Origin of the sequence: Janthinobacterium sp. AD80 (genome assembly GCF_002878455.1) — a bacterium.
In the GTDB taxonomy this organism is placed as follows: Bacteria; Pseudomonadota; Gammaproteobacteria; order Burkholderiales; family Burkholderiaceae_D; genus Janthinobacterium.
In genome coordinates, this window is sequence record NZ_NRDQ01000195.1 from 1 (window position 1) to 9,040 (window position 9,040).

The following is a 9,040-nucleotide window of genomic DNA, read 5'->3' on the forward strand; positions in this document are numbered from 1 at the left end:
ATGGTGGCCTGCGGCGCCTCGCTCGACGGCAAGTCCGTCAGCGGCGGCGGTGGCGGCAGCCTGGGCTTGGGCACGGACAGCTCGGGCGGTGGCGGCGGCACAGGCTCCGGCTTGGGCGCTTCGGCAAGCAGGGCCAGGCTGACCACCTGCGTGCCGTCCGCCTTCAGCGGCACCATGCTGGCACGCGACGTGAGCCATTCCAGCGCCACAAGATGCAAGGCGCCGATTACCGCGACGAAGATGACGGTGCGGCGGCGCGGCGAGGAAAAGAAGGAAGCGGGCATCATGAGGCGTAGTGTAACGCCTCCGCCGCATTTCCTGCCTCTTGCCCGTGCTCAACTTCTGATGTTTTATGTAAGAAAATGTTGGCGTGGCTGTGTCAGTTGCAAGCTGATATCTGCTACCCTAGGACCATCCATCTACCAGGAGATTTCGCATGGCAAACCCGCAAATTCCCCAAATGCCGGGCGCAGCAGTTGTGACCGATACGCTCGACTTCGTCAAAAACCTGTGGGGCAGCATGAGCGTGCCTGGCATGGGCGTGCCCGGCATCACGGCGCCCACCATGTCGGTGGAAGAGCTGGACAAGAAAATCAATGACCTGAAAGCCGTCGAAGCCTGGCTGAACCTCAATACCAGCATGCTGCGCGGCAGTATCCAGGCCCTGGAAGTGCAACGCGGCACCATCGCCACCCTGAAATCGATGGGTGCCTCGCTGGCGGCTGCCATTACCCAGCCTGGCGCCAGCGAGAAATCGGTATTTGAATCCGTGCCCTACGCTTCCGCGTTTTTCCAGCAGGCGGCACCTGCGGCGTCCGCCCCTGCCCCCAAACCTGCGCCCGCGCCCGCGCCGGAACCGGTAGCGCCCCCTGCGGCGCCAGCGTCCAGCGACGCCAGCAGCCATGCGGCAGCCCAGCTGGGCAATCCAAGTGCCTGGTGGAATTTGTTACAAGATCAGTTCAAGCAGGCGGTGTCGTCGGCGATGTCGCCCGATGCGGCCAGCGCGGCTGCGGTCAGCTTTGGCGGCGGCACGGCGGGCACGACGGCCAAGCCGGCAGCCAGCAAGGCCGCCAAGCCCGCAGAAGCTGGCACGGCAGCCAAGGCCAAGGCCCCGCTGCGCAAGGCACCGGCAAAGCGCGCGGCGCCCAAGTCCAAAACGCCAGGCAAGGCCTAGCGCGTCAAGCCGGCGATATGATCAGGCGATACGATGAATGCGGATCGCCTCGATCTGGTTATCGGCCTGGCGTTTTACGTCACCGATCGTGATCAGGCCTTCGTCGGCCAGCGCCTTGGCGTGCTCGTACGAAGTCTGGAATGTTTCCAGCGTGTCTCCCTTGGCGGCCACCGGGCGTACCCAGGCAACGGCGCCGACTTTCATTTTTTTGTATACTTCATTGACCACATCACGCATAGTTTCTTCCTTATTGTTGTAAAGCAACTCAAGCGCGGGCAAGCCCACGCTGGCCCCTAGTTTATCATCCGGCGCGCTCACGCACGGCTTTTCCCGGATTTTCCGCCGCCGGCGCCGCCTTTTCCAGCACCACGGCCACCTCTTCCGGCCCGGGCGGGGGCGTCAATTGCACCAGCTGCTCCATCAATTGGGCGAAGCGTTGCTGGCCTGGTGCAATTTTGTCTACATACAACAACACTTCCATGGCTTCTGCCGCCAAGTCCGCCTGATAGCCGCGCTGCTGCAGGAACGAGACGATGATTTGCGCCGAGTTGAACAGGATGCGCAGGTTGTTCGGCAGCTTTTCGCGCGCCGCGCGCATCCAGCTGACGGCTTCGTTGAGCTTGTCCGTCTTCCACAGCAGTACGCCCTTGTTCATCAGGTCCGACGCTTCCTTGCGCGCAGCGATGATCAGGCTGGTGCCCTCGTCGCCCATCTTGGCCTTGTCGAAAATCTTTTGCACTTCGTCCTGCACCACCTGGTTGTCGTGGTTGTTTTTCACCACGTAGCACAGCAGGCCGGCCGGCGCATCCTTCACGCCGACGGCAAACAACAGGGTCGCCAGTTCCATGCAGATGCTTTTCTCCGGCCGCACCGGATCCTCGGCCAGCATGGCTTCGAGCTCGTCGCCGCACTTGCGCGCGCGCCGGTAGTCGCCCGTTTCGTGGTGCACCATGCCTTCCGTGATCTTCGCGCGCAAGCCGATCTGCTCGGGCGGGAATTCGCGCTGCGCCAGCAGCAGCCACTGCAGCGCTTCCTTGGCATCCTTTTTGAGGCCGCACACGCGCGCCAGGCCCAGGTAGGCGTCCGGCGTCTTCATGACGGAAAACTCGCCGATGGACACGCATTTGCGGAAAGCCTTTTCCGCCATGCCGACATTGCCGACCTTCAGCGCAGCGAGGCCCAGGTTGCGCTGGCGCGGCACGGAATTGGGCGACAGGCGCGCCGCTTTTTCCAGCACGCCGCACGCTTCCTCGTGCTGGCCCATCAGCTGGTAGGCGGTGGCCATCTGGTCGTAGGCGTCGATGTAATACTTGTTTTCCACGATCACGCCCTGGAAAATCTGCCGCGCCGCCTCGTGCTCGCCGTTATTCATGCGGATCTTGCCCAGGCCCGCCCTGGCCCAGCTGTAATCGCGCTCGGCCAGCACTTTCTCATACACGGCGCGGGCCTTTTCCGGCTCGCCGCTTTTCAGCAGCAACGACGCCTTCATGCGCAGCAGTTCCAGCTCGTGCAGCTTGTTGACCTCGATCTGCGCGTCGCACAGCTTGGCCGCGCGCAGATAATCCTTTTCCATGCAGGCCTGGTCGATTTCGCGGAACACCTGCTTCTTGTGCCACACGCGGTTCAGGCGCGTCAGCAGCACGCCTTCCGTGATCGGCTTGATCAGATACGCATCGGGCTGGTGCTCGGCCGCGCCCATCACCGATTCCACGCTTTTCTCGGCCGAGACCATCAGCCACACGCTGGACGGCGCCGTCAGGTTGCGCACGCGCGTCTCTTCCAGCACTTGCTGGCCATTCTTGCCTTCGCCCAGGTTGTAATCGCACAGCACCACGTCGTAGCGCGTCTTGGCCAGCAGCTTCATGGCTTCGCCGCCGCTGGCCGCCTGGTCGATATGGCGCGCGCCCAGGTTGCGCAAGGATTCGCGCAGCAGGATGCGGATGCCGATGAAGTCGTCGACCAGCAGATAGTGCTTGTCGGCCCAGTCGGTGCTGCCCGCTTCGGCGGCGGTGGCGTGGCTGTCGGTTGCCATGATGTCCTCGTTCAGGGCAGGCGCAGGATGAAACAGCCGCCGCCCAGGGCGCCGCCGTTTTCCAGCGCGATGCTGCCGCCCTGCCCCCGGTGCTTGTGCATCTTCGCCACCTCGCTGGAAAAATACAGGCCCAGGCCCGTGCTGTTGGTGGAAAAGTTCACGCCGGCCGCCATGCCATCCATGGCCGCGCTGCCCGCGTCGAGCAAGGCCTGCGTGTAGCCCTCGCCGTTGTCTTCCACGCGCAGTTCCAGCACCTCGCCCACCTGGCGCGCGGACAGGCGGATCGTGTCCCGCGTGTAGCGGATGGCGTTGTTGATGGCATGCGCCAGCACGCCGATGACCAGGTCTTCGTCGAGGGTCCAGATCAGCTCGGGCGGGCAAGCCGTCTCCAGGGCGATGCCTTTCGAGGCGAGCAGGATTTTTTCCTGGTCCACCACCTGCCCGATCACCTGGCTGACCAGCTGCGGCTGCACGTCAAACGGGTAGCCGGGCTTGCCCACTTCCTTGTACAGGGCCAGCAGCTGGATCAGGTTATCGTTGAGACGCTTGGTCTGGTACAGCATCTGCGCCATCTGCAGATAGGCGGGATCCGCCTGCGGCGAGGCCTTGGCCTGCTCGGCTGCCAGCAATGATTCCAGCGTGCCGCTGACCACGCTGATCGAATTTTTCATGTCGTGCACGGTCGACGCCAGGAACAGGAAAAGCTCGGGCGAGCTGCGTTGATCTTCCACCGGATATCTCCTCGGGCGCCGGCGGCACGGCGCCGCGGCTTGATATTGCCAAGGATAAATTATACCGCCAGCCTGCGGAGGCCCGCCAGCCGCGCGCAAAGTCCGTGACTTGACGCAACAATGCCGCCCCCGCTGGCGCAGGGGCGGCATGGAACAGCGTCGTGGCAGGATCAGCGCCGGGCGGCCGCCAGGCGTTTCACCACCGCGATCATGCGGTCGATCTCCTCATACGTGTTGTAGAAGGCGAACGACGGCCGCACGGTCGCTTCCACGCCGAAGCGGCGCAAGGTCGGCTGCGCGCAGTGGTGGCCCGAGCGCACGGCGATGCCCTCGTCGTTCAGGGCGTGCCCTACCTCCGCCGGCGCGTAGCCGGCCAGAACGAACGAGGCCACGCTCGCCTTGTCCAACGCCGTGCCGATCAGGCGCACGCCCGGTACCGTTTGCAGGTGGTGCGTCGCATATTCCAGCAGCGCGTGTTCGTAGGCGGCGATGTTTTCCAGGCCGATGCGCTGCACGTAATCGATGGCCGCGCCCAGGCCCACGGCATCGGCGATATTGCCCGTGCCCGCCTCGAAACGGTTTGGCACGCCCTGATAGATGGTGCGTTCGAACGTGACGTCGGCGATCATGTTGCCGCCACCCTGCCAGGGCGGCAATTGCTCCAGCAAGTCCGCCTTGCCATACACGGCGCCGATGCCCGTCGGGCCAAACACTTTATGCCCCGAGAACACATAAAAGTCCGCGCCCAGCGCCTGCACGTCCACGCGCAAATGCGACACGGCTTGCGCGCCATCGACCAGCACGCGCACGCCGGCCGCATGCGCCAGCGCGATGATCTGCGCCACGGGCGTGACCGTCCCCAAGGCATTCGATACCTGCGTCACGGACACCAGCTTGGTGCGCCCGTTGAGCAGCTTGCGGAATTCATCGAGGATGATCTGCCCGCTGTCGTCGACGGGCATCACGCGCAGGGTCGCGCCCTTCTCCGCTGCCAGCTGCTGCCACGGCACGATGTTGGCATGGTGCTCGAGCTGCGAGACGATGATCTCGTCGCCGCTGCCGATGTATTTTCGACCGAAGGTATTGGCCACCAGGTTGATGCCCTCGGTGGCGCCGCGCACGAAAATGATTTCATTGGCCGAGGCGGCGCCCAGAAAATTGGCCACCTTGGCGCGCGCCGCCTCATACGCATCGCTGGCGCGCGCCGCCAGGGCGTGCGCGGCGCGGTGGATGTTCGAGTTTTCGTGTGCATAGAAATATGCGATGCGGTCGATCACCGACTGCGGCTTGTGCGTGGTGGCCGCGTTGTCGAACCAGGCCAGCGGCTTGCCGTTGACCCTTTCCGCCAGCACGGGAAAATCGCGCCGCACGGCGTGCACGTCGAACGGCGCCGGCGTCTGCCGCTGGCCCGGCTGCGTCGCCGGGGGCAGCTCGGTCTGGAAATAGAACGCGGGCTGGCCGGAAGCCGGCGCGACGGGCAGCTGGCGCGCGGATGCGTGCCGCGGCGTGGCAAACAGTCCCTGTACATCGTCGGGCGCGGCCTGGCCCAGCCCCTGCTGCGCCAGGCCATCGAGCTTGTGGCTCGATGCGGGATAGCCATGCGCGCCGCCGACAAAGTAATACGGCGACGGCGCAGCGAGGCTGGATGCGCGCGGCGTCGGCAAGGAGGCTGGCGCCGGGGCGATGGGCGACTCCAGCGGCGCCTTCACGGGCGGCACCTGCGCCGTCGCCACGCCGGGGGCGATGGCGGCGAAGGAAGGGCCGGGCTGCGGCGGCGGACGGTTCGCATAGCGGGGTGCCGCATCGAGCACGCTGCCGGAGCCGCCAAGGCTGGGTGACTTGTCCAAGCCCGGCAAACGGGCAAAGAATTCACCTGCCAGGCGGTTCAGGGTCGCTTCGTCGGGCAAGAACGGAACGGCAGGCAAGCCCGCCGCGCCATCACTTGTAGGTGTCTGGGTAGTCATGGTATTTACCGATCTCCACGTCTTCCAGTACGGCCAGCGCGTCGTCCGTCAGCACGGCCAGCGAGCAATACAGCGAAATCAGGTAGGACGAAATCGCGTGGCGGTTGATGCCCATGAAGCGCACGGACAGGCCCGGGCTTTGCTCGCCCGCCAGGCCAGGCTGGAACAGGCCGATCACGCCCTGCCGCTGTTCGCCCGCGCGCAGCAAGATGATCTTGGTCTTGCCGTCTTCGATCGGCAGTTTGTCGGACGGCACCAGCGGCACGCCGCGCCACGTGAGGAACTGCGAACCGAACAGGCTGACCGTCGGTGGCGGCACGCCACGGCGCGTGCATTCACGGCCAAAGGCGGCAATGGCCAGCGGGTGCGCGAGGAAGAAGCCCGGCTCCTTCCACACTTTTGTCAGCAGTTCATCGAGGTCGTCCGGCGTGGGCGCGCCCGTCAGGGTAAAGATGCGCTGGTCGTCGTGCACGCTGGCCAGCAGGCCGTAATCGGGATTGTTGATCAACTCGCTTTCCTGGCGCTCCTTTATCGTCTCGATGGTCAGGCGCAGCTGCTCCTTGATCTGGTCGTGCGGGCTGCTGTACAGGTCCGACACGCGCGTGTGCACGTCGAGCACCGTGCTGACGGCATTGAGGAAATACTCGCGCGGCTGCTCGTCATAGTCGACGAAGGTTTGTGGCAGTTCCGACTCGTCGCGCTGCGAACAGGCCACGCGCACGTCCTTCGGGTTCTTGACGCGGTTGAGGCGGTAGATACCCGCTTCCACGGGCAGCCATTGCAGCAGATGCACGAGCCAGCGCGGCGTGATGGTGGACAGCTGGGGAACGCTCTTGCTGGCATTGGCCAGCTGGCGCGCGGCATTATCGCCCAGCGCAAACTGGCTATCGGGGGTTGCTTCGGCCATCAACGACTCCTAATGAGAAAAGTGAATATGCTTATCTGAAAAACAAATAAAGTATCCAGCGTCTCCTCGGTTCTCTCAACATGCTATCGCCATCAACGCGGCGTTTAATCCAATAAGCTAATCCACCAACTCCGGTTCGCAGCGGGCCATCAGGCCCGCCAGGCCGATGCCCAGCGCGCCGGCCAGTTTTTCCACCGTCAGCAGCGACGGCGTGGCGGCGCCCCGTTCGATTTCGCCGATGAACGAGCGGTTCAAGTCGGCCGCTTCGGCCAGCCGTTCCTGCGACCAGCCATGCCCTTCGCGCAACTGGCGCACGGCCAGTCCAAACTGTTTGATCAACATGCTGTCCTCATGGGTGGTGGGCAAAGACTGGAAGCAGTGACGCCGGCAGCTCCGCTGCCTCCTGCTGGTTGTGGGCTTGCGTGACATTGCTGCCGGGGGCCACGTTACGCGTCAGCCAGACATTGCCGCCGATGACGGAGCCCTGGCCTATCGTCACCCTGCCGAGTATCGTCGCGCCCGCGTAAATCACCACGTCGTCCTGCACGATGGGATGGCGCGCCAGTCCCTTTTTCAGCACGCCGTCTTCGCCGGCGGGAAAACGCTTGGCGCCCAGGGTGACGGCCTGGTAAATGCGCACGCGTTCGCCGATGATGGCCGTCTCGCCGATCACCACGCCCGTGCCATGGTCGATGAAAAAGCTGCTGCCGATGACGGCGCCCGGGTGAATGTCGATGCCCGTCTGCGAATGGGCCACTTCGGCGATGATGCGCGCCACCAGCGGTGCCCCCAGCGCATACAGGGTGTGCGCCAAACGGTAATGGATGATGGCCAGGATGCCCGGATAGCACAGCAGCACTTCATCGACGCTGTGCGCGGCAGGGTCGCCATGGAAGGCGGCCGCCACGTCCGTGTCGAGCTGGGCGCGGATGCGCGGCAGCGCGCGGGCGAAGCGCTGCACGATGGCCAGCGCCTGCTGTTCCACGGGCACCGTCTGCTGCAAGCCATGCTGGCGCGCGTGGTAACTGAGTTCGCGCCGCACCTGTTCATGTAAACCTGTCAGTGTCGTGTCGAGCGTATGGCCGACAAAGAAATCCTCGCTTTCCTGCTGCAGGTCCAGTGGCCCCAGACGCATGGGAAACAGGGCCGCGCACAGGGCGGTGACGATGTCGCGCAGATGCTGGCGCGAGGGAAATTCGCGCGCGCCGCACTCCTGGTGGCGCAGCAAGCCATCGCGCCAGCGTTCGCGCACGGCGCGCAATTCATCGACGATCTGGTGCAGTTCCCATTGCGGCTGCGCGGCAAGGGAGGCGGAAGGCAAGGCACGCTGGTTCATGATGGTCCTGAAGGGTCGGTTAGTCTTGCAGCCAGGGCAGCGCATGCCAGCGCCAGCCACCGCTGTGGCCACGCTGCTGCTGTGCATCGAGGTCGCCCTCGAAGCCCTGGGCGATGTTGAAGACGTGCGTGAAGCCCGCCTTGGCGGCCGCTTCGGCGGCCAGCGCCGAGCGCTTGCCGCTGCGGCACAGCAGCACCACCACGGCCTCCTTGCCGCCCGCCTTCGCTTCCAGTTCGCGCACGAAGCGGGGGTTGCGGTTCATGGCAGTGCCGGTCGCCCACGCCACGTGCAGCGATTGCGGCACGTAGCCGACGAAGGTGCGCTCCTCGTTGGTGCGCACGTCGACCAGCACGGCTTTGCCGGCCTGCACCAGCTGCCACGCATCCTGCGCGCTGACGACGCCCGCATACGGCAAGCCTTGCGCCTGCGCCTGGGTGCGCGCGTGATTGAGCACCTCCTCGAACGCCCCCTCGCCGTGCGCGGCGCGGGGATCGAAAACCAGTTCTGCAGCAGCCATCATTCCACCTCATTATTTCGTCGTCAAAAACCAGCACGAGTCCACTGTAGCGAACTTATGTTGTTCGGAAAACAAATTAAAAAGAGTTTGGAAAGCTGAAAAACGTATATGGGGTCAGTTCCTTCGGAATCGGAATATGCCCCATTGGGGCATATTCCCCCTGAGGGGCCGACCCCGGAATTTGCCTCTGGGTGTCATCAGGAAGCTCTACGGCGTTCGCGAAGTAGAAAACGCGCCGGGTCAAGCGCCTCTGCCAACTGGCGTTCCAGCGGCAGCGGCTCGCCTTCCAGCTGGCAGGCCAGGAACTCGGCCGCCAGCGGCGCCCAGATCAGGCCGCGCGAGGCGTAGCCCAGCAAGCCATGCAGGCCGGGCCAGCGGG

At 64.6% G+C, this 9,040-nt stretch carries 9 protein-coding genes and 2 pseudogenes; 1 reads left to right on the forward strand and 10 read right to left on the reverse strand.

Features of this window, described 5'->3' with window-relative positions:
- Positions 1-284, reverse strand: a pseudogene (locus tag JaAD80_RS26270) (hypothetical protein); the annotation flags it as partial.
- 152 nt (positions 285-436) lie between these two features.
- Between JaAD80_RS26270 and JaAD80_RS26275 the strand changes: the two are divergent.
- Positions 437-1,174 carry a PhaM family polyhydroxyalkanoate granule multifunctional regulatory protein gene (locus JaAD80_RS26275; protein ID WP_102298961.1) on the forward strand — a complete coding sequence of 246 codons (738 nt, stop codon included), beginning with the start codon at positions 437-439 and terminating at the stop codon, positions 1,172-1,174.
- Between the two features lie 21 nt (positions 1,175-1,195).
- Here JaAD80_RS26275 and JaAD80_RS26280 read toward each other — a convergent pair whose 3' ends face one another.
- The 9 genes and pseudogenes from JaAD80_RS26280 to JaAD80_RS26320 all read right to left on the reverse strand — a co-directional run.
- Positions 1,196-1,492 (reverse strand): hypothetical protein, encoded by a 297-nt coding sequence (locus JaAD80_RS26280; RefSeq protein ID WP_258003192.1) that lies wholly within the window; start codon positions 1,490-1,492, stop codon positions 1,196-1,198.
- Positions 1,476-3,206: a tetratricopeptide repeat-containing response regulator gene (locus JaAD80_RS26285; protein WP_102298965.1), complete on the reverse strand. Its 1,731-nt coding sequence runs from the start codon at positions 3,204-3,206 to the stop codon at positions 1,476-1,478. The genes JaAD80_RS26280 and JaAD80_RS26285 overlap by 17 nt, the downstream gene beginning before the upstream one ends.
- Positions 3,207-3,217: 11 nt before the next feature.
- The gene (locus tag JaAD80_RS26290) at positions 3,218-3,937 is read right to left on the reverse strand and encodes a sensor histidine kinase KdpD (protein WP_102298966.1); all 720 of its coding nucleotides are present in this window, start codon (positions 3,935-3,937) and stop codon (positions 3,218-3,220) included.
- A gap of 170 nt (positions 3,938-4,107) precedes the next feature.
- Positions 4,108-5,901, reverse strand: coding sequence for a family 2A encapsulin nanocompartment cargo protein cysteine desulfurase (locus JaAD80_RS26295; protein ID WP_102298968.1), 1,794 nt, complete (start codon positions 5,899-5,901; stop codon positions 4,108-4,110).
- Positions 5,876-6,808 carry a family 2A encapsulin nanocompartment shell protein gene (locus JaAD80_RS26300; RefSeq protein WP_092801784.1) on the reverse strand — a complete coding sequence of 311 codons (933 nt, stop codon included), beginning with the start codon at positions 6,806-6,808 and terminating at the stop codon, positions 5,876-5,878. Before JaAD80_RS26300 ends, JaAD80_RS26295 begins: the two co-directional genes overlap by 26 nt.
- Before the next feature lie 117 nt (positions 6,809-6,925).
- Entirely contained in the window at positions 6,926-7,150 is a 225-nt protein-coding gene (locus tag JaAD80_RS26305; protein ID WP_034784364.1) for a helix-turn-helix domain-containing protein, read from the reverse strand.
- 7 nt (positions 7,151-7,157) lie between these two features.
- Entirely contained in the window at positions 7,158-8,144 is a 987-nt protein-coding gene (gene epsC / locus JaAD80_RS26310) for a serine O-acetyltransferase EpsC (RefSeq protein WP_102298970.1), read from the reverse strand.
- Between the two features lie 19 nt (positions 8,145-8,163).
- Positions 8,164-8,661, reverse strand: coding sequence for a rhodanese-like domain-containing protein (locus tag JaAD80_RS26315; protein ID WP_102298971.1), 498 nt, complete (start codon positions 8,659-8,661; stop codon positions 8,164-8,166).
- Positions 8,662-8,858: 197 nt separating this feature from the next.
- Positions 8,859-9,040 (reverse strand): annotated as a pseudogene (locus tag JaAD80_RS26320) (tRNA U-34 5-methylaminomethyl-2-thiouridine biosynthesis protein); the annotation flags it as partial.

What these genes read in the sequence shown, in the direction of transcription:
- JaAD80_RS26285 (WP_102298965.1), bottom strand. Translation starts at nt 3,206, where the DNA reads ATGGCAACCGACAGCCACGCCACCGCCGCCGAAGCGGGCAGCACCGAC.
- JaAD80_RS26295 (WP_102298968.1), bottom strand. Translation starts at nt 5,901, where the DNA reads ATGACTACCCAGACACCTACAAGTGATGGCGCGGCGGGCTTGCCTGCC.
- JaAD80_RS26305 (WP_034784364.1), bottom strand. Translation starts at nt 7,150, where the DNA reads ATGTTGATCAAACAGTTTGGACTGGCCGTGCGCCAGTTGCGCGAAGGG.
- JaAD80_RS26315 (WP_102298971.1), bottom strand. Translation starts at nt 8,661, where the DNA reads ATGGCTGCTGCAGAACTGGTTTTCGATCCCCGCGCCGCGCACGGCGAG.
- epsC (WP_102298970.1), bottom strand. Translation starts at nt 8,144, where the DNA reads ATGAACCAGCGTGCCTTGCCTTCCGCCTCCCTTGCCGCGCAGCCGCAA.
- JaAD80_RS26300 (WP_092801784.1), bottom strand. Translation starts at nt 6,808, where the DNA reads ATGGCCGAAGCAACCCCCGATAGCCAGTTTGCGCTGGGCGATAATGCC.
- JaAD80_RS26275 (WP_102298961.1), top strand. Translation starts at nt 437, where the DNA reads ATGGCAAACCCGCAAATTCCCCAAATGCCGGGCGCAGCAGTTGTGACC.